The sequence below is a fragment of the Bacteroides sp. AM37-9 genome (genome assembly GCF_003603455.1).
Classification (GTDB): domain Bacteria; phylum Bacteroidota; class Bacteroidia; order Bacteroidales; family Bacteroidaceae; genus Bacteroides; species Bacteroides xylanisolvens.
Genome location: NZ_QTNF01000001.1, coordinates 342,756 through 362,834, shown reverse-complemented (window position 1 = coordinate 362,834; position 20,079 = coordinate 342,756). Strand labels below are relative to the sequence as shown.

The following is a 20,079-nucleotide window of genomic DNA, read 5'->3' as shown; positions in this document are numbered from 1 at the left end:
TTCTGCTTTTTATATGGTTAATATTCATTCAAATGATTAATATTCATTCAGGTATTCAAAAGTAACCCGGTCGAGGTCCTTCAGTTGGTTACTGTCGAGAGCGTAGATCGTCTTTATAATCCACCCTTTCAGGACAATTTTCCGGTGTCCTTCCCTACTGCCATAATGCCGCAACGCATCACTAACCGCCTTCTTCATTTCTGAATAGGTGATGAAGCTTTTCTCATACGCTATCATGCTGTCGATAGCTTTCAGTTCCAGTTCTTCCTGATTGATAATTACGGTTGCTTTCATTCGTTTGCGGCTTTATTATTGGGTGATTTATCTTCTTTATGTGAATACATATCTTTGAGTGTTGCCATATCGCGCATTACCTTCGTATCGACTACTCGTGCATATACCTGTGTCGTTGTGATTTTGGTATGTCCCAGCATTTTTGATACGGTTTCGAGTGGGATTTCATGTTGCAGGGTGATTGTCGTTGCGAACGTGTGGCGGGCAACGTGATACGTAACTCTGTCTTCTACTCCGGCGAGTTTGGCTACTTTTTTGAGATAACGGTTCATGATCTGATTGCTGACATAAGGGAATAGCGGCTGGTTCTTTTTGCCGCCTTTGTGGTAGGTGTCATATCTATTGATAATTTCCAATGCAGGTTCTAGTAATGGCAATGATACACGGACACCTGTTTTGACCCGTTTGTAATGCAGCCACAGGCTTTTGTCTATGCCGATAACGATGTTCTTTTGCGTTAATCGTGTCATATCTTCGTATGAGACTCCGGTATACACGGCAAAAATGAACAAGTCTCTGACAATGCCCAGATTAGGAGGTAGTATTACAGTGGAAAGTCGTTTTACGGCTTCTTCGTCCAGTTCGTTGATGTCGGTTTTTTCTTTATGTGCTTTGAGTGCTTTTACCGGATTTCGATTTATCCATTCGTTATTGAACGCCATTTCCATGACTTTTTTGAAGCGTTCCATGTGCTTCAATGCTCCGTTAATATCGCATCGTTTCATGTTGTCCTGTCGCAAATAACCTTGCAGATAGGCGAAAAACTCATTGACAAAAGCTGCGTCGATGATACTTATATCGTAGTCGGCCACTTTGTGTTTGATTCGCACGTAGCTTAGTAGATATTTCAAGGTAACTCCGTATTGGTAGCATGTTGACTGGGAGAGTTTTTTCCCTTCCATAATCATGTGATATTCGAACAGCGTTTTAATGGTAGAATATTCGTTATCCTCTGATTGGAACATGAGTTTAAAGTTCTCGATGTTGAGGGGATAGTTCTTTTGCCGGAGCTTGTTACAGGTTTCTTCAATTTGCAATTTTAAATCTTCGATATACCTGTTTGTTTCCTTGTCTACAGCTGTTTTTCCGAGTGACTTTTGGGCGACTGCCGACCATGAAGCGGGGGAGATATGACAATTCGTCGGAATTTCGTATCTTTGCCCCATGATTGTAACTCTGCAGAACAGAGGTGACAGACTTTCATTTGTTCGACTTTTCCGTAGCCAAAACAGAACGTTGAAAGTTTTTTTTCTTTCCATACTTGATTTTTTTTGGTGAATCCTACTTTGAATCCAAAAAATCAAGATAAAAAAAGGAATCCTGTCACCGAGAATGGCACCGAATTGTTGTTAGCATTTTTCGGATGACCAGCGAAGAGGACACAAAAAAGCCCCTAAAATGTCCGTTTTAGGGGCTTTTTAACTGTAAATACAGTGTAGTTTGTGCGGATGATAGGACTCGAACCTACACGCCTCACGGCACCAGATCCTAAGTCTGGCGCGGCTACCAATTACGCCACATCCGCATGTGTAGCTTTTTTGTTTAGCGGTGCAAAGATAGGAAGATTTTCTGATTTGGCAAATAATTCGGCAATAAAGTTATTCACTTAAGATTTCGAATGCCTTTTCAATCAGTGGATCTTTCTTTTGTGATTCTATGTCGCCCTGCTCTATCCCTTCTTCCAGAATCTTATCCATGTTTACGTATACATCAGGTTTTATTCCATCTTCCAATGACTTTCCATACTTATCAAAGTGGGGGCTGGCAGAGAAGCGGACGCTCCAGCCATTGGGTAATTCTGATGAAAATGGCAGCCCTGATCCACCACCAGTCTGATCGCCCAGCTGGATGATTCTTTTATCCTCGTTATCATTGTTTAAGCTGCGCATTATGTTAACAAAATCATTTGTGGCACTATAACATCGACGATTGGTTAGTATCACGACCTTTTTTTGCCAACGAATACTGTTGGAGGGTTCTAAATAAATGGGTTCCATCTCTGAGAAATCATTGTGTCCCGGACCTGTCTTATGTTGGATATATCCTGTTAGTGCCAGTTTATCAGTGAACCGGGCAGCTATGCGTGAAGAATTGGTCAGATTACCTCCTCCGTTATCACGGACATCGATAATTAATCCATTGCAGATTTGTAAATAGTAAAGGACCTCATCCAAATTGCCATCTCCAACTCCGGCACTGAAACTTTCATAACGTATGTATCCTATGTTATTGTCGAATATTTTATATTTAAGACCAGCGGATGTGCGATAGCCTGAATTGGCACTACCCAGATAATAGTTATAAAGAATATCTTCTCTATAATTCCAGGGGTAGCCCTGATACCATGCATCGTAATAAGAAATACGACTGGCAGAAGATAGATTGACATGCCCGTCTTTCAAGATATAAAGCATTTGGCTTAGGATGTCGAACAGGTCATCATTGGACATCGACGGAATAATCAGTTTGCTGTATTCGTCATGAACAGCATCCCAGTCAATACCTTTCGTATCCAGGAAACAATACTGTTCGTCAATGATCTTCCATAGTTGTTCGAAATTACCTCTGGGATCATTGGCGTAGTCATCCTCCCCAATGCAACCAGTCAGCACCGGAAGGCAGCAGAGCAGCCAAAGTATTTGTCTAATCTTATTTCTCATCATTAATTGATCTCTCACTTGAAGTTTCAACATTAAATTTTGTTCTCTTAGTAAGCTCTAACCGATGAAGGAAGAGCGGTTCCTTTCTTATTTCGGATACGGTATAGGTCTTTCACAAATCCTACCATGAATACGTGTGAGTAGGTATGTGTCTTGATATTGTTAACGTTGGATTGCTGCAAATCAGCCAGGTAGCTGAAACGCATTTTGGTATATCCTATCGGCAGGTCGACGGAGAGCATCTGTCGCAACGAAGGTTGATTGTGCAGGGAGGTAAATTTTATTACTCCACTCGAATTTCCCAAAGAGAATATCTCGTAATAAGATTGTCCGTAGTGGGGAGAGAACATCACTCCCATAACCGGCAGATTGACCTGATAACGAAGCACCATCGGATACCGTTTGATTTTCAGGTGCCAAATAGCCATTCCGGAGGCATCCAGATTGACGTATGCCCGTGCGGATGCCGGATTGTTGGTGTTCCGGAGATTATAGACAAAGCCTCCGTTGACATCTATCAATCCTCCGGCTAATAATTTGAAATTATCTGTCAGGCGGAACTGGTAATGTAATCCATAGTTCCAGTTGACTAATCCGGAGAAAGTGTTATTGTTATCGGCCCGGTTGTGCGTATAGCTGATGTTTGCCTGAAAGAAGTTCTGCACAGATACATTTCCATCAAACAACTTGGTCATCCGAATCAACTCACGGGAAACACGGAAGTCGATTCCTTTGTATTCCTGTGGTGAAAGATAGGTGTCGAAAACGTTAGTAAATCCGATACCATACATGGTGGCACGTGTTACATACCGATGGGCTTGCAGACTGTCGATCTGCGCTTGTAATCTTGTGCAAAGGGCGAACAGGATGCAACCTGTCAGCCCCAGGTATATTAGTTTTTTCTTCATCAGAATAATTTCATCTGCCCGGTGATTTCATCAATAATGTCGCCTTCGCTCTTGCCGCTGTCCGGGTCCAGATTTTCCGGCTCCTCTTCAGGAACTTCCTGTTGTTCTTGTGAGGGTTCGGGGAAGCGAGTTGGTTCAAGCTCATTGATCGTCTCCACTGCATAGGTAGTGATACGTTTTCCCTTGGCTTTGAAACCTTTGACAGCAATGAATTCATCCGCATCGATATTCAACGGATCACGGAAATTGTCGTGTCCGCCAAATATGACTTCCAGACGAGGATAGTACTCGTCGGTCAGCAAGATCAGACGGTTGTTCTTATTTTCTCCCAAGTAGTTCTGTTTACGGTTGGAGGCCTCAAAACAGAAACGTTTCAGATACGGATAATTCTGTTGGTCGGCATCGTAAAGCGCGGCAGTCCATATCTTGTTAGGATCAAATTTCTCCACGATGCTTACATTATCTTCATAGTGGTTGCTCAAGTCGAAGTTGGTAGTATAGAAATCACCGTTGTTCAGAACAATCAATATGCTGTCGTCGCTTTGGAATTCACCCAGATATTCACCTCGTCCGTCATAGTTGAGGCGGAGTATGTCACGGTCAAACCATACTTTACGTCCACCGAGCGTAGAACCTCCTTTTTGTTTCAGGGATATCTTATGTACCGGCAAGCGGGTGAGAATCACACCTCGTGCCTGGCGTCCCTTGATGCTGACCTCGCTGAAATCATGCTCGAAGATGATACGGCGTACACGCGGATTCGGTTTCAATGTCACCTTGATGATTTCGGCTTCTCCGTTCGGATTAGCACTGAAATAGGTAATCCGTGATTCGGGAGTTCCCAGTGTGACATCATATTCGCGGTCGCGAACTACAGAGGTTACGGCGAAACGTTTTACGTATGTCGTTCCTTCTTTTCCATCGCGGTAAGCTATATTGTAGATCGTACGTTTATCGTTCTTCTTGAATACATTGACATAGAGAACGTTTTTGCCGACGAATTTCTTGTCGGCAACAGGAGTAACGATATACTTACCGTCGCGGAAGAAGATAATGACATCATCGATATCCGAACAACATGCAACGAACTCGTCTTTTTTCAAGGCTGTTCCGATAAATCCTTCTTCGCGGTTGATATAAAGTTTCTCGTTTGCTTCTACTACTTTGGCAGCTTCGATGGTGTCGAAGTTACGCAGTTCCGTACGGCGCGGGAAGTTCTTGCCGTATTTGTTTTTCAACATCTGATACCAGTTGACGGTATAATCTACGATGTGAGCCAGATGATTATCAATCTCGGCCACTTCTTCTTTCATCCTGGCAATTAGTTCATCCGCTTTGTCCGAATTGAATTTCAGAATACGTCCCATTTTGATTTCCATTAGTTTGAGAATATCCTCTTTGGTGACTTCACGGATAAATTTCGGATAATAAGGCGTCAGGCGTTCGTCAATATGAGCACAAGCTGCGTCCATATCTTTGGATTGTTCGAACTCTTTGTCCTTATAGATGCGTTCTTCGATAAATATCTTTTCGAGCGAAGCAAAGTGCAACGCTTCCAGTATTTCGTTTTTCTTGATTTCCAGCTCCTGCTTTAGCAAATCCAGCGTGTTGTCTGCTGACTTTCTCAAGACTTTGCTGACAGTGAGGAAATGAGGTTTGCTGTCGTCAATCACGCAACAGTTGGGTGAGATACTTACTTCGCAATCGGTGAATGCGTACAATGCGTCGATTGTTTTGTCCGATGATGTACCTGGTGCCAGATGCACTAATATTTCTACGTTGGCAGCTGTGTTGTCATCTACCTTGCGAATTTTGATTTTTCCTTTATCAACAGCTTTTAGGATAGAGTCGATCACTGTTGAAGTGGTTTTCCCATAAGGGATCTCTGTGATTGCAAGTGTTTTGTTATCAATCTTGTTGATCTTGGCACGTACTTTCACTGCTCCGCCACGTTCTCCGTCGTTGTATTTGGCTACATCAATCGAGCCGCCTGTCTGGAAATCGGGATACAGTTGGAATTCTTCCCCACGCAGATAGCTGATGGAAGCATCGCAAAGTTCGTTGAAGTTATGCGGCAATATCTTGGAAGAAAGTCCAACGGCGATACCTTCCACTCCCTGCGCCAGTAATAATGGGAATTTCACAGGAAGAGTGACTGGTTCCTTATTTCGTCCGTCGTATGACAATTTCCATTCAGTAGTTTTGGGATTGAAGACAACATCCAGCGCAAACTTGGATAAACGCGCCTCGATATAACGGGGAGCAGCCGCACCGTCTCCGGTGAGAATATTACCCCAGTTACCCTGACAGTCAATCAACAGGTCTTTCTGTCCCAACTGTACCAAGGCATCCCCGATAGAAGCATCCCCATGCGGGTGGAACTGCATGGTGTGTCCCACAATATTTGCCACTTTGTTATACCGCCCGTCATCCAGACGTTTCATCGAATGTAGGATACGACGTTGCACAGGCTTTAAACCGTCATTGATGTGAGGTACGGCACGTTCCAGAATAACATATGAAGCATAGTCCAGAAACCAATTCTGGTACATGCCTGTTAACTGATGTTTTACGCTTTCGTCCCGCGCGTCCGCTGGTTTGTAGTCTGAATGTTCTTCCGTTATCTCGTTGATTTCGTCACTCATAAAATTCGTATATACTATAATTTTAACGCATACGCACGCAAAAATACAAAAATAAAAGAGATTTCGATGAAAAACGATGAATATTCCGTGTGTTAAAAGGGTATAAATCAGCTTTACGGAAGGAAAACAGAAAGGCATATCCTATCAAAGACATGCCTTTCTGTAAAATTATAACCTAATGAAAAAACGAGAAATGGGGACATGCTTTAAACCCGTATTTCCCAACCTTTTTCGTACTCTCTTCCCCAAAGTTTATTGGCTTCCAAATCGTTGAGAATTCGTCCGCTTCCCGGATCAATCTGTAATGAATGTCCGACACGTTGGGCAATGTTACCTAATTGTACTAACTGGGTACTGATACAGGCATCTACAATTCCGGAATTTAACTTTGTTCCTTTACGAATGGCATCAAACCAGTTTCGGAAGTGGAAGGCATCCAGCTTTTCGGATGGATTCAACAGATTGCCGGTCTCAAATTTTAAATCACTTTTTACCTCTTTAATCGTTTTACCTTTTATATCTGTAATTTTATATTCATTGCCACCGCCAATGAAGAGAGTTCCGGTTTCTCCATAAAATGCGGTTCCTACTCCATATCCGTCTACCGGCATCGTATTACAACTACGTCCTTCCCATGAAAAAGATGCTTCGTCACCAAATTGGAAGGTGATAAGTTGTGTGTCAGGAGTTTGCCAGTCGTCCTGAAAACGATACCGACCTCCGATAGAATCAACCTTTGTAGGATAATCTACGCCCAGTCCCCAGCGGAGTATATCAACAAAGTGGGTTCCATTGTTGAGCGCTTCACCTGTTCCCCAATTCCAGAACCAATGCCAGTTATAATGGATGAAATTATCTTTGAAATCTGCAACACGTGGGGCAGGACCTTGCCATAAATCCCAATCCAGATAATCAGGTACAGGAACAACTTTCCCTGTTCCAATGGAAGGGCGATTATTGACATACCAAGATTTGGCATATCTCACTTTTCCGATAGAACCGGATTTTATTTCCTCCATAGCTTTAATTACATTGGGAAAGGAGCGGCGTTGGTTACCCACTTGAACAATCCGGTTATATTTCAAAGCGGCTCGAACCAACATTTCATTTTCTGCCGGATTATGACTGGTCGGTTTTTCCAGATAAACATGCTTTCCGGCCTGCATAGCCATAATGGCTGCTTTGGCATGCCAATGGTCAGGGGTAGCAATCACCACTGCTTCAAAATCGTTCGACTCTAACATCTTACGAATGTCTTTTTCTCCTTTGGGAGTACGTCCGGTAATTTTGTGGATAGCAGCCTGACATTTTTCTAATGCTCTTGAGTCTACATCACAAATGTAAGTAACTTCACAATCTGGAAGTTTGGCAAATCCTTGCGCCAGGGCCTTACCTCTCGAGTTCACTCCAATGACTCCGATACGTATTTTTTCGTTAGCTCCCAGAATATCTTGATAACGGCTTGAACCGAATCCTGGAAGTATGCTTCCTAATGAGAGTGCAGCTGTACCTGCTACTGTTTTTTTGATAAAATCTCTTCTTGTTGTCATAGTATCTATTTTTCTCCAAAATTAGGTTGTTATTAGAATATGTGAATGAGTATTTCCGTCAATTCTCCTTCAAAAAACGTAAATCTCTTATTTTTTTCTTCGGAAAAGGTGACTCAAGAATATCAGGATTCCTCGGGGAATCCATAATATGAGATAGATGAAAAAACTAATCACGATGACATACCCGATTTGGGATATTATTTCAATCCATGGGCGGGAATAGATAATGATTGCAATTACATTGATGATAAATGCAAGCAGGAAACTTAGAAGAAAGATATTCCTTTCTTGTTTCAACTTTTTTGAGGTGATAATAATATCTTTCATAGTTTAGAATTTCATATAGGGTATTTTATATTCGTCGGGGAAGAGGATATGGCGTTGTTCATCCATTGCCTGATTTCCAAGTAAACAAAGAACCGTTGAACAATATGCTTCTTCCACTACATTCTGTGCTTTCTCTCCGGTGATACACGACTGGCAGAAAGAAGACAGGATAATGTCCGAACCGTCTTTGTCTGCTCCGATCATACTCAATCCACTGTTTACGTGAATATCTCCATCAATGATAAAGTGTGGTGTGTACTCCATTTTTGTTTCCGGTCGCCAACTGGGACCTGCTGTCGGGATGGCGGCAAAGACCTTGTCTTTTACCTGGTCAATCAGTTGCCGGATACCCGAAGTTGAATGATCTTCTTCCAGATAATAAATACCTTTTGCCATTTCCATGGTTCCTTTACTTCCCAGAATCTGGTCTTCCATTCCGTTGAACTTGTTGGAAATCAATGATTCGTATGCGATCTTAACTCCATCCGAGTATCTGTAAGTGACATTGACGCTATCATAAACTTCTCGTCCGTCTTTCCAGTATACAATGTCACCCATTCCCATAATGGATTCCGGCATTTTTTGGGCTGCCCAGTTACAAACTTCCAACTGATGGCATGCTAATTCCGTCATTAATCCTCCGGAGCTCTCTTTGTATAATCTCCAATTAATTTTGCGTTCCAGCTCTGGTGAAGGAACCGGACGACGCCAGTCTGCATTACGGAACCAGTGACAGCGAAGACCTACTACATCTCCGATGAGACCGGAATGGATCATCTGCATTCCCTTGATGTACTTCTCGTCATACATTCGCTGCATACAAAAGTAGAGGACTTTGTCTGACTGGTTGTAAGTGTCATAGATAGCCTTGCACTCGTCAAGGGTACGTGCCATTGCTTTCTCGCAAAAGACATGTTTGCCGGCAGCTAATGCGTCCAATACAATAGGTGCATGCCAGTTTAGTGGTGTGGATATGATGACTCCATCGATGTCCTTCGATTCCAGTAGTTTGCGGTAATCCGTATATGGCTTTGCATCCGGACAAAGTTCTAATGCTTGTTGAAGATTGGGGGCATAATTATCACATACGGCAACAATTTGTGCATGAGGTATTTCTTTGAGGTTATGGATGTGGTATTGTCCTCTGGACCCGGTACCAATCAAAGCGATTCGTGCTTTCTCATGCTTGATCTCTTGTAGTTTCTCCGGAGTACAGGAAGTCAGCCAAGGAGTGGTCGCCAATAATGCGGTTCCTCCGGCAACATATCCCAGGCTTTTGATGAATTGTCTGAGTCCTAAGTCTACTCCTTTTTCTTTATGTTCTTTCATATCATAAATTGTATAGGGTTGCTTGTATATTATTGAACTTTTCTGAAATCTTTTTTTGTTCCTGTTCATTGGCAATCATCCAGACCGTACTAAGAATTTCGGCTTCCAACGGGTCGGGGGACAGGATAGAACTTGCTTTTCGTTGTTTATTAAATATGCCTGTAAGCGGATTCATAATGTGTCCGGTATATTGTAACGTATTGCCGGAAGTGGATAATGCTGTATCCTGCAGATCGAATTCTTTTAGAAGAGACTGATTGTACGGGTTCAGAAAACTGACTTCCCAACAATCTCCATAAGGATGATGTCCTATACCCAGGATCGAACTGTTTCCAAAATTAGCAAATGCATCACTAATATTCTCCTGTTCAATGAATTTTCTTATTTTCTTCAAAGCATATCCTTTGGCAAAACCTCCAAAATCAAGTGAAATATCAGGAGATGTAAAGGAGATATATGAATGTTCATGAAGTTGTATTTGGGAGAAATCTTTTAATGTAATGTCGAATAAGTGTGAAGTGGTCTCATAATAGTATGAGCAAAGCTGTAAGATTGATTTCATCTCTTTACTGATTTGAATCTTGCTTTGAGAAGCATGATTATTAATCTTGGAAACTTCACTATGAGGATCAAAACGATTTAATATTTTATCCAATCGCTCCAGCTCATAGGCGATATCTGCCCAAAGTGTATTCAATCGGTCGATATCGGAATGAATGAGCAGGATATCGAATCGGGTCCCCATGATATGAGGAATGAAGCCATGAAACATGGCTTCATTTTCATAATATTTGCATCTTGTTTCTAACACCTATTGTTTTGTTTATTTGTTTCCTTTCTTTGCCATTTCTACAGCAGTAGTAGTAATGTAATATTTAGCTAGTGTATTTTCATTTTCCCATTCCGGCATATCCTGATTGTGTACATAATGCAGGAAAGCCTTTGCCACTTTGCTGAAATGTTCTTCGTGTCCTAATCGTTTTTCCTGTGGTATGTCAATCAGATAAGTTCCATTCTTTTTGTTTTTGACAGATAAGAACGGATAAGTTATTTGAAGCTGTTCCACTGTTTTTTGCAATTGAGCTTCAAATGTCCGATTGTCAATGTCCGGTTCTTTCTGTATATATAGCTCTTTTACAAATCCATTTTTTTCATCCTGAACGATTTTTAAAGTGGCTTTACTTCCTTTCTTTATGGAAGTAAATGTATCTCCTCCGTTAGTGGGTGGAGTATAATTCCATGTGACTTTCATTCCTATACAAATCCCTTTAACGGTATAGTTGAGACTTCCGTTTGCCATCACCTCCAATACATCGTTTTTTATGTATCGGTTAAGATAAGCGGGAAAAGAATCGATTTGTGTCGATTGACTGAACTCTGCTAATGTAATTGGAGTTGGCCAGTGTTTGGCGGCATTCACGGTGACATCCGATTGATAATGAATCGTTTCATCAGGAAAACATTGCCAGTTGATGAGGTCGATCAGATGTGTTGTAACATCTGCAATGCCTTCTCCTTGTTGCTCTACATCGTAATACCATGCCGGGCGAATTAATGGCTTGCCAGAAACTGTCTTGAAAAAATGATGCACGCTTTCCATTATGACAGATGGATTGTCCGGTGAACCTTTTTGTAAATCTCCGAATAATTCCGTCTGATGCAAAAGCTCTTTTTCTATGATATTGAGGATATCATAACGTTCCGTCATCAGATCGTATAAAAGAAGATTCTTTTCTTTGGCGAGTTGATAGGCTTCTGTCAATAACTTGAAATCCTGTGGATTGATAGCCAGTGGCTTATCGGCAAGGACATGATATCCGGCTTTGATAGACTCCATGATATAGCGCGTCTTTTTCTGATTGTTTCCGGCCAATACTACTACATTACCTTTATGATCGGCAAGCATTTTCTGGAGATAATCATCTCCGGTATATACTTGTTTTTTCCATGTCGTAGGAGATTCCGCCCGCTGGTTATAAGAATCAATGCTTTCCAGATATTGATTGACGCCTGTTCCTTCGGGGGCATATATCCGGATGGTGTCACTGACATCTGTCAATTTCTCTTTTTGAAGCAGGCTGGCATGGAAATGTCCGGGATCGAGTACTACTATTTCCAATTGGGGTAGATCATTTGTCTCCATCCTATTCGCAGCTTGCTTTTTCGAGAAAGAACAAGAAACGACTATAAATAAAATTGCTATAATGGCAGTTCCTTTATATATAGATTTCATTCTCTTACTTTTTATAAGTTTTGATTAGTTTTCGGGCATCTTTCCAACCTTTTTGATAAGCTTCTTCCAATGTGACAATTCTTCCATTCTCTGTTTTACTCATATTGGATGCTTTCATGAAAGTGAATATTTCGATTGTCTCTTCTTTGGAGATAGGTGAAATTCCTGTTTGAAAGTATTTAAGAATCTGCTCAAGAAGCGCTTTATAACCTTGGTAACCTCCTGCGGCTACTGCTCCTTTTGAAGTATAGGCAGTTCCACCATAAATTTGCGGTCCTTTTATAATCGCTCTGAAAGTTCCGATTCTACCATCTTTCCATCGTCCTACTACTATATCCCCTCTATCTGAAGACATCCGGTTGACTGATTCGCATCCTGTCCCCATAATTGTGTATAATGTTTCTACTCCATGAATACCATAGAAACCGAAATCCGGATGCGTTGGTTCCACTTTGTGAGGAGAATAACAATCGGCTCCAAGGATTTTGCCAAATTCTCCATTTCTTAATTTCTGGTTTTGAGGAGTAAATCTAAGAGCAGAAGAGGAAAAAACAGGCGCATTGTATTTTTCTGCCATTTCATAAATAGCGATTGCATCTCCTAAAGTAGCTCCGATAGGTTTGTCAATATAGCATATCTTACCTGATTTGAATACCTCGACGGCTTGTTCCAAATGTAGTCTGCCGTCATTGGTTTCCAAAAGGACACAGTCTACTTTTTCCAGTAAATCTGCTATTGATGAGGTGATTTCCACGCCATTTGCTTTGACCTTTTCAATGTATCCGGGGATTCGTTCGTAACTGGATTGAATCGTCTTTGAACCGTACGGATACGCTGCCACTACCCTAAATCCTTTGGAAAAGGTCTCATCCGAACCACTATTAATCAATTCGGTGAAAGCGGTGGAATGGGATGTGTCCAGACCAATAATTCCGATCCGCATAACTTTTTGTGCGTGTATACTGAAGCTGATAGCCAGTAGTATAAGAAGTGAGATTCTGTTTTTCATAATCCTTTATAAATTAATTCTTTCTGCACTTTCCGGGTCCAAATATAACGAAGAATTTTCTTTTCTTCGCAATATGCTGGCCGGACATTTTTCTGAAACTTCACCATAAACAGTCTGATAGACTGCTTGAGCTTTATTTTTGAACGGGACGATACAAAACATCCATTCAGCTCTTAGCAAAGCCGGTATCGTGAGTGTTAAAGCTTCTTTGGGTACTAAGTCTAGTGTCATGAAGCATTTTTCATTGACTTGCTGTTGGCGACATATTGGATCCAGCTCAACTACTTTCACAAGTTTGGGATCATTAAAGTCTGCTACATCCGGATCATTGAAAGCAATATGCCCATTTTCTCCAATTCCCAGACAAACGATGTCAACCGGATGCTTAGTCAGCAAGTCTGCATATCGCTGACATTCCTCTTCAAGGTTTTCCGCCAGACCATTCAGATAGTTGACTTTCTTGAAAGGAACTTTGTCAAAGATACGAATTCTAAGGAAATGTCCAAAACTTTGTGGGGCTTCCGGATGTATACCGATGTATTCATCCATATGAAAAGCGTTTATTCTGGTCCAGTCGATGCGTTTGTCATGAATCAGATGACTCAAAAACTCATTTTGTGAGGGGGCAGCGGCGAAAATCATATTTATTTCCGGTTTGCTTTCCAATAAACGACAAATTTGGTCGCCGACTTCTTTTGCGGCTACACTGCCCATCTCTTGAATGGACGGGAAAATTCGAACTGTTAATTGTTCCTGCTGAAAAACTTTGGTCTTAGTTTCATTTAGTATAGATAACATGGCCTTTTAATATTGTATTATTTATATTTATTTGATTATCAAAAATGACTATGTCGGCATCCTTACCGATTTCTAAAGAACCTTTTTCTTTGTCAATATGAAGAATACGGGCGGGCGTCAGGCTCATCATATGGACGGCGTCAATGAGAGGAACACCGACTAAATATATCATGGTTCGAACCAGCCGGTCGGTTGTTGCAACACTACCGGCAAAAGCTTTCCGATCCGGCATTTTGGCCACTCCGTCTTCGATAATGACTTTCTGGCCATTGTTGAGGCTACCTAATATCGATTCACCGTCCGGCATACCCGCTCCTCTCATGGCATCAGTGCAGAGGGCTGTTTTATCAACTCCTTTGAACTTGTATACGAATTGGAGCAGGGGTTTCGGAAGATGTATGCCATCGGCAATAATCTCCACTGTCATATCTTCAATCAAGTAGGCGGCTTCTACTACTCCGGCATAGCGGAAAGCATTTTTGCGGGTCACTGATGACATGGCCGAATAAAGGTGGGTCACATGTGTATAACCTGCTGTAAAGGCTTTCTCAACTTCTTCATAAATCGCGTCGGTATGAGCGATGGAGGGGAGAATATGATGTTGTTGCAGAGTTTGCCCTAGTGCTAGAGCACCCTCCAACTCTGGAGCTACGCTCCAACGGATAATATCTTTTGAGGCTTCCAGAATGGCATTGTATTCTTCAGCTTGCGGCTTTTTCAGGAAGTTCGGGTCTTGCGCACCACATTGTTTCGGTGAAAAGTAAGGTCCTTCCAAATGTAAACCGATAAACTGCGAACCATTGATATTCATTTCTTTGGCTTTCCGATATACGGTAAACGTCGTCATTAACTCCTCGTTAGTGCTGGTAAGTGTGGTGGGAACCATTGCGGTAGTACCATACTTGGCATGTGTTTCGGCCACTCCGAGAAAAGCCTCGACAGTACCATCCATGAAGTCATGTCCTCCTCCTCCGTGGATATGCATGTCGATGAATCCTGGTGAAACATAATTCTGACGGGCGTCTATTACCTTGTCACCAACGAGCGGTTGATAGCTTTCATTGGGAATAATCTGCTCAATTTTTCCATTTTCGCATATCAATGTTTGGCCCATTTCTATGCCTGTTGGTAGAATGAGTTTTCCATTTGTTATGATGAGTCTTTCCATATTATTTCGTTTTTAATTTATTTCCAGGAGTCTATTTTATGACCTTTAACTGCAAAGAAAACCAAATATAAAAAACAGGGAATCAATACCCAATAACCGAAACGCAGACTATACATATCTGCCAGATGACCATATATCAGAGGCAGAATGGCATTGCCACATAATCCCATAATAAGAAGAGAGGAACCGGTTTTGGTGAATTTCCCTAGTCCATGAATGGAAAGTGGCCAGATACCTGCGTAGATTAAAGCATTCGGGAAACCCAATGCATTCAGAAAGAAAATGGAGGCATTGGCATGATGACCGAACAGAGTTACTTCAAAATCTGCAAATACAACTCCGAATGAAAGGAGTAATCCGATGATGGTACAACCTATAAGTGCATTTTTTTGTGAAACATATTTGGGTATTAACAGGATCCCCAGGAGGTAACCAATCATAGTACAGGCCAATGTATATGAGGGAAATGTTTTAGCTTCGAGCAGGTCCATACCCATCGAATTGGCATAATTGATGATTGTATCAATTGCGATAACCTGTGTTCCTACATGAAGAAATATAGCCACTGCTCCCAAGATAAGGTAGGGAAAGTCGAAAATACTTTTTCTGGTGTGATGGTGGCTACCTGTATCTTCCGTGCTGTTTTCTTCGTCTGTATTGATTTCAGGCAGAATGGAGTAACGGATACCGATACCGGTAAGCAGTAAAATAACACCTAGAACAGCATAAGGCACAATGACGCGTTGTATTAATTCGTCAAGCATAGCATTCTTTGTGACTATGTCTAAAGTCCCCGATTCTATAGTGGCAAAAAGCTCCTTGTCGGTAACATTTAATATCAATGCAGCAAATATGAGTGGTGAGACGATACCTGCGAATTTATTGCATATTCCCATAATACTGATTCGTTTGGCGGCACTATCAATAGGACCGATAATAGTGACATAAGGATTAGCGGCAGTTTGCAATATGGCTAATCCGGTGCCGATGGAAAATAGACCGGCCAGGAATATCTCGAATTGACGGGCTAATGCTGCCGGAACAAATAAGAAAGCTCCTAAGGCGGTAAGCATAAAACCATACATAATACCTCGCTTGAATCCCACTTTCTTGAGAAGTACTCCCGAGGGGATAGCCATTACAAAGTAGGCGATATAAAATGCAAAGGCGACAAAGTAGGATTCGAAATGTGTCAGTTCACAGGATATGCGGAAGTATGGAATCAGTATGGCATTGACCCACGACACAAATCCGAAGATAAAGAACATCCCTGCCAGAATTGCAATTGATATGTAGTATGTCTTTTTGCTGCTTATAAGGTTATTGTTTCCCATGTGTTTTTATTTTTTCAGTTCGAAATCTTTCTGTAATTTGATGTCCCGTGACGATGCGCCTATTAATACTGTAAACATGCCAGGTTCGTCTTTCCAGCATTTACTTTCGGTATCGTAGTATTGTAAGGCGCGGCGCGGTAACTTGATAGTGACTTGTTTGGATTCACCCGGTTTTAAGCCAACCTTAGTGAACCCTTTTAATTCTTTAAACGGGCGTTCTACAGAACATTTGTTTTGATGCAAATATAACTGTGCAATTTCCTGGCCATATCGTTTTCCCGTGTTAGTAATGGTGAATGATACGGCAAACTCTGTGTCCGAGTCTTTCCATACAGGTTTCATCTTTATGTTTGAATAAGTAAAAGTGGTATAGGATAATCCATAACCGAATTCAAATTGGGGGACTACACGGTAAGTATCGAAGTAGCGGTAGCCGACCATAAGCCCTTCTTTGAAACGGACGGTGTCGTTTATACCCGGATATTCTCCAAATACGTGATCGGGCATATCTTCCAGACGCTTACACCAGGTAGTAGTCAATTTTCCCGAAGGATTGACTTCTCCAAACAATGTACGTGCCAGTGCATTTCCTCCTTCCATCCCTAGAAAACTGCCATGCAGTAATGCCGTAGCATCATTATACCATTCTCCTATCTCGACGGGGCCGCCGGAGATTAGTACCACTACAGTGTTGGGATTAACCTCCAGGATACCTTTTAATAATCTGTCCTGTTGGTAGGGAAGCTTTAAATTCGGTTTATCATACCCTTCACAGTCAGAACCATGTTCGTGGGAGGTTCCACCTATATAGATTACCAATTCTGCTTGAGCAGCTGTATTGATTGCTTTCTTATATAACTCTTCATCGAATTTATCAAATTCGTTCGTGAACCAATGGCCAACCTTATATGCCTTTTTATTCAATTGATAGCCGGGTGCATATTCGATCCGAGCTTTTCCATCTAAAAGATTTTGTAGCCCTTCCAAAGGAGTAACTTCATATTTAGCTTTAAGTTTTGTACTGCCACCTCCTGCTGCAAATACTTCGGTTGCATTTGCGCCAATCACTGCGACATTCTTGTATTGTGCCGGGTCTAGTGGTAGCATATCTTTGGAATTCTTCAATAATACCAATGATTCCTCCGCTATTTTTCTGGCGGCCTTGGTATGAGTTGGTATTGCAAGTTTAGCTGCCATACCTGTGGTGTCATAAGGAGCTTGTCCTATTAAATCAAGTCGAATCATCAATTTCAGAATATTACGTACTTTTTTGTTGACAGCTTCTTCCGGAATCTCTCCATTACGTACTTTCTTCAATAAAGGATCGGCCAAATAATATTTATTGAAAGCATATTTCCCATATTCTTTGATGCTTGTTCCCATTTCGACATCCATACCACACAGAGCTGTTCGCTCTGTGTTATGGACTGCATTCCAGTCTGATACGACTAATCCGTCAAATCCTAGTTCATCACGAAGTAAAGTATCAAGAAGATAAGGACTTTCCGTACACCACAACCCTCGGACCTTGTTATATGCCGCCATGGCTGCCATGGCTCCACCTCGTTGTATGGCAGCTTCAAAAGCCGGAAGATAAATTTCGTGTAAGGTGCGTTCGTCTACTTCTACACTCACTTTGTACTGGTTGTATGCCTGGCTGTTCAGAGCAAAATGCTTCACACAAGAGGCTACTCCCTGTGACTGTACTCCTTGTATATATGGAACAGCCAGTTCACCGGAGAAGAACGGATCCTCACTGAAATATTCCCAATTACGTCCATTGAGTAAGGAACGGTGAATGTTGACTCCCGGAGCCAGACTCACATGCTTGCCGCGTGCTTTACATTCAGCTCCAAGAACTTCTCCATATAGCTGTGCCAGATCACGGTTCCAAGTAGATGCTAAGGCGCTTAATGCAGGTAGATAGCTACATGCGTCGTTATCCCATTGGGCGGATTCCCACCCATTGGCTACTCCCTCAAATCTTACTCCGTGAGGTCCGTCGGAGTAGTGCAGGTCGGGGATGCCAAGCCTTGGAACACCGGTACTTGAAAACATCGTGTTACTGTGCAACATTCCAATTTTTTCTTCCAAAGTCATTTGCGATAATAAACTTTCTATCTGTTTATCAGTACTTGCTACTTTATTACCAGTCAGGCAGGAGGAGAATATAATCAGAATCAGCCAGCTATATGGAGTCAGTCTTTTCATACTAGAATACTTGTTGTCTTTGATTATTTTGAATTATTCTTTCTTGTTTCAATTTCACTATACACAGCATCCGGGATCAGATCAAGCCAGTAAGGATCCTGGACGAGTTCCTTGTACAGTTCAAGTGCCAGAGGGTCACTTTGCAGACGGCGGTCACCATTCTCTGCATTTTCGTGATTCTCCCATACGACGGCCTTGACACGTGGCTCTTCATCCTTCAGCTTAAACCATTCTCTTACCCATCTCTGGTGGTCGCATGTACTGGAGTATCCTCCTTCACTAATCATGATAGGCTTGTCTGCCGATACCTGCTTGATTCCTTGCATCAGCGTGAGCGGATATCTTCTTTCTTCCGGATAAGTAGCACTAAGCGATGGTGGATAACAGCTTACTCCCAGCCAATCTACATACATATCTCCTGGATAATAGTTTTTCATTGCGTTTGCTTCCGTACCCGGCATGCTTACACTGTTGGGTGACCATACGAAGACATTGTAGGCAGTGACACCCAACTGTTCTGCAATGTTATACATACGTCTCCAAGCCTTGACATAGTTTGTGGGATCTCCGTAATACGGAGTCCAGCTTCCATTCATTTCGTTGGCTGGTCTGAACCAGATAGGTCCCATGTCACGTACTTTTTGGGCAGCCACTTCGGCGAAGTATGATTTGTGAAAATCGTCAAGTTCGCCATTTGCCATTTGCTGGGTGGGAATGACGGGCAGCCATCCGTAAAGGAAGAATCGGTATTTGCCCTGATAGTTTTTTCCCCAGTATTTCTCACGTACTGTTTGCATTTCGCTGAAATTTCGTCCCGGTTCCATATTCTGATACCATAAGATCATAGATAGTTGTTTTCCCACCAATTTTTCAAATAAGGCAACGGCACACTGGTCAGTACTTCCTTCGCGGTCTTCCGGATCGAATCCGTATAATGGTGGGAATGCTCCATGATAACATCCTTTTTCGGGGACGTACTTCATGTCATTATGAAATTCTCCCATTACCTTGATTTCGTCGATGAGCATCATCGTACTGGTGGAAGCTGAAGATTTGAGAGTCGCTTTCACATATCTGCATGCTACATTACTAAAGTCTGTTTTTCCCCAAGCGTCCGACTTTCCGTTGCTGTCGGAATAGGTAATTGGTGAGGCTGCTTTTTCCCATTGGCTTTTGTCCTTGCTGGTTGATACTTCTATTTGAGCAGGGAATACAATTTGTGATGTCGGATCGGAAATAGCATGTACTGATACTTCTGTGATACTGCGTAATGATCCCAAATCAATTATTACTTCTACAGTTTGTGCATCCCAACCGACTCCTCTGTTTTTAGTCGAGAGGGTACCGGTCTCCTCATCCGTCAGTTTGGTGCCGGATGTCCAGGGATCGAGAGGGGCTTTATCAGCGTAGGCATTGTTGGCTACAACATTCATTTTATAGAATTTGCCTGCCGCCACATTAATAATGCTTTGTTCATTTGGATCTTTGGGCTTGTTTGGATCAAAAGTAACTTCCCATGATCTCGTTTCTTCTGCATTGCAAGCGTATATGAGTATTGCAACTGCTATTAACCATAAATTTTTTAATTTCATATTTAGTGGTATATTATAAGG

The 20,079-nt window shown here is 41.9% G+C and carries 16 protein-coding genes and 1 tRNA gene; all 17 read right to left on the bottom strand.

Annotated features, from left to right (window positions below; genetic code table 11):
• Positions 1-36: 36 nt before the first annotated feature.
• The 17 genes from DW862_RS01225 to DW862_RS01145 all read right to left on the bottom strand — a co-directional run bounded on the left by DW862_RS01225 (position 37) and on the right by DW862_RS01145 (position 20,058).
• The gene (locus DW862_RS01225) at positions 37-294 is read right to left on the bottom strand and encodes a hypothetical protein (RefSeq protein ID WP_120067124.1); all 258 of its coding nucleotides are present in this window, start codon (positions 292-294) and stop codon (positions 37-39) included.
• Entirely contained in the window at positions 291-1,553 is a 1,263-nt protein-coding gene (locus tag DW862_RS01220; protein WP_032849599.1) for a site-specific integrase, read from the bottom strand. The genes DW862_RS01225 and DW862_RS01220 overlap by 4 nt, the downstream gene beginning before the upstream one ends.
• A 184-nt stretch (positions 1,554-1,737) precedes the next feature.
• Positions 1,738-1,819 (bottom strand) — tRNA-Leu (locus DW862_RS01215).
• A 73-nt stretch (positions 1,820-1,892) separates the two neighbouring features.
• Positions 1,893-2,987, bottom strand: a complete 1,095-nt coding sequence (locus tag DW862_RS01210; protein WP_004324492.1) for a S41 family peptidase — start codon at positions 2,985-2,987, stop codon at positions 1,893-1,895.
• Positions 2,988-3,001: 14 nt separating this feature from the next.
• The gene (locus DW862_RS01205; RefSeq protein WP_087317110.1) at positions 3,002-3,862 is read right to left on the bottom strand and encodes a DUF3316 domain-containing protein; all 861 of its coding nucleotides are present in this window, start codon (positions 3,860-3,862) and stop codon (positions 3,002-3,004) included.
• Positions 3,862-6,507 (bottom strand): DNA gyrase/topoisomerase IV subunit A, encoded by a 2,646-nt coding sequence (locus DW862_RS01200; RefSeq protein ID WP_120067123.1) that lies wholly within the window; start codon positions 6,505-6,507, stop codon positions 3,862-3,864. Before DW862_RS01200 ends, DW862_RS01205 begins: the two co-directional genes overlap by 1 nt.
• 206 nt (positions 6,508-6,713) lie before the next feature.
• Positions 6,714-8,057, bottom strand: coding sequence for a Gfo/Idh/MocA family oxidoreductase (locus DW862_RS01195; RefSeq protein ID WP_118407407.1), 1,344 nt, complete (start codon positions 8,055-8,057; stop codon positions 6,714-6,716).
• An 87-nt stretch (positions 8,058-8,144) separates the two neighbouring features.
• Positions 8,145-8,384 (bottom strand): hypothetical protein, encoded by a 240-nt coding sequence (locus DW862_RS26230; RefSeq protein ID WP_004299591.1) that lies wholly within the window; start codon positions 8,382-8,384, stop codon positions 8,145-8,147.
• Positions 8,385-8,387: 3 nt separating this feature from the next.
• Complete coding sequence (locus tag DW862_RS01185; protein WP_015532228.1) at positions 8,388-9,713, bottom strand: Gfo/Idh/MocA family protein; 1,326 nt, start codon at positions 9,711-9,713, stop codon at positions 8,388-8,390.
• Position 9,714: 1 nt separating this feature from the next.
• Complete coding sequence (locus DW862_RS01180; RefSeq protein ID WP_118407406.1) at positions 9,715-10,485, bottom strand: FAD:protein FMN transferase; 771 nt, start codon at positions 10,483-10,485, stop codon at positions 9,715-9,717.
• A 51-nt stretch (positions 10,486-10,536) separates the two neighbouring features.
• Positions 10,537-11,946, bottom strand: a complete 1,410-nt coding sequence (locus DW862_RS01175) for a putative oxidoreductase C-terminal domain-containing protein (protein ID WP_099146330.1) — start codon at positions 11,944-11,946, stop codon at positions 10,537-10,539.
• Between the two features lie 4 nt (positions 11,947-11,950).
• On the bottom strand, positions 11,951-12,955 hold the full coding sequence (locus DW862_RS01170) for a Gfo/Idh/MocA family protein (protein ID WP_120067122.1): 1,005 nt from the start codon (positions 12,953-12,955) through the stop codon (positions 11,951-11,953).
• Positions 12,956-12,961: 6 nt separating this feature from the next.
• Positions 12,962-13,753: a glucosamine-6-phosphate deaminase gene (locus DW862_RS01165; RefSeq protein WP_008024317.1), complete on the bottom strand. Its 792-nt coding sequence runs from the start codon at positions 13,751-13,753 to the stop codon at positions 12,962-12,964.
• Positions 13,734-14,921 (bottom strand): N-acetylglucosamine-6-phosphate deacetylase, encoded by a 1,188-nt coding sequence (nagA, locus tag DW862_RS01160; protein WP_120067121.1) that lies wholly within the window; start codon positions 14,919-14,921, stop codon positions 13,734-13,736. Before nagA ends, DW862_RS01165 begins: the two co-directional genes overlap by 20 nt.
• Positions 14,922-14,938: 17 nt before the next feature.
• The gene (locus DW862_RS01155; protein ID WP_004309608.1) at positions 14,939-16,255 is read right to left on the bottom strand and encodes a sugar MFS transporter; all 1,317 of its coding nucleotides are present in this window, start codon (positions 16,253-16,255) and stop codon (positions 14,939-14,941) included.
• A 6-nt stretch (positions 16,256-16,261) separates the two neighbouring features.
• The gene (locus DW862_RS01150) at positions 16,262-18,466 is read right to left on the bottom strand and encodes a beta-glucosidase (RefSeq protein WP_120067120.1); all 2,205 of its coding nucleotides are present in this window, start codon (positions 18,464-18,466) and stop codon (positions 16,262-16,264) included.
• 23 nt (positions 18,467-18,489) lie between these two features.
• The gene (locus tag DW862_RS01145) at positions 18,490-20,058 is read right to left on the bottom strand and encodes a glycoside hydrolase family 26 protein (protein WP_008024323.1); all 1,569 of its coding nucleotides are present in this window, start codon (positions 20,056-20,058) and stop codon (positions 18,490-18,492) included.
• Between the last annotated feature and the right edge of the window lie 21 nt (positions 20,059-20,079).

Coding starts and splice junctions, on each gene's coding strand:
- DW862_RS01155 (WP_004309608.1), bottom strand. CDS start 16,255: ATGGGAAACAATAACCTTATAAGCAGCAAAAAGACATACTACATATCA.
- DW862_RS01165 (WP_008024317.1), bottom strand. CDS start 13,753: ATGTTATCTATACTAAATGAAACTAAGACCAAAGTTTTTCAGCAGGAA.
- nagA (WP_120067121.1), bottom strand. CDS start 14,921: ATGGAAAGACTCATCATAACAAATGGAAAACTCATTCTACCAACAGGC.
- DW862_RS01170 (WP_120067122.1), bottom strand. CDS start 12,955: ATGAAAAACAGAATCTCACTTCTTATACTACTGGCTATCAGCTTCAGT.
- DW862_RS01195 (WP_118407407.1), bottom strand. CDS start 8,057: ATGACAACAAGAAGAGATTTTATCAAAAAAACAGTAGCAGGTACAGCT.
- DW862_RS01200 (WP_120067123.1), bottom strand. CDS start 6,507: ATGAGTGACGAAATCAACGAGATAACGGAAGAACATTCAGACTACAAA.
- DW862_RS01150 (WP_120067120.1), bottom strand. CDS start 18,466: ATGAAAAGACTGACTCCATATAGCTGGCTGATTCTGATTATATTCTCC.
- DW862_RS26230 (WP_004299591.1), bottom strand. CDS start 8,384: ATGAAAGATATTATTATCACCTCAAAAAAGTTGAAACAAGAAAGGAAT.
- DW862_RS01225 (WP_120067124.1), bottom strand. CDS start 294: ATGAAAGCAACCGTAATTATCAATCAGGAAGAACTGGAACTGAAAGCT.
- DW862_RS01175 (WP_099146330.1), bottom strand. CDS start 11,946: ATGAAATCTATATATAAAGGAACTGCCATTATAGCAATTTTATTTATA.
- DW862_RS01185 (WP_015532228.1), bottom strand. CDS start 9,713: ATGAAAGAACATAAAGAAAAAGGAGTAGACTTAGGACTCAGACAATTC.
- DW862_RS01220 (WP_032849599.1), bottom strand. CDS start 1,553: ATGGAAAGAAAAAAAACTTTCAACGTTCTGTTTTGGCTACGGAAAAGT.
- DW862_RS01180 (WP_118407406.1), bottom strand. CDS start 10,485: ATGTTTCATGGCTTCATTCCTCATATCATGGGGACCCGATTCGATATC.
- DW862_RS01210 (WP_004324492.1), bottom strand. CDS start 2,987: ATGTTGAAACTTCAAGTGAGAGATCAATTAATGATGAGAAATAAGATT.
- DW862_RS01205 (WP_087317110.1), bottom strand. CDS start 3,862: ATGAAGAAAAAACTAATATACCTGGGGCTGACAGGTTGCATCCTGTTC.
- DW862_RS01145 (WP_008024323.1), bottom strand. CDS start 20,058: ATGAAATTAAAAAATTTATGGTTAATAGCAGTTGCAATACTCATATAC.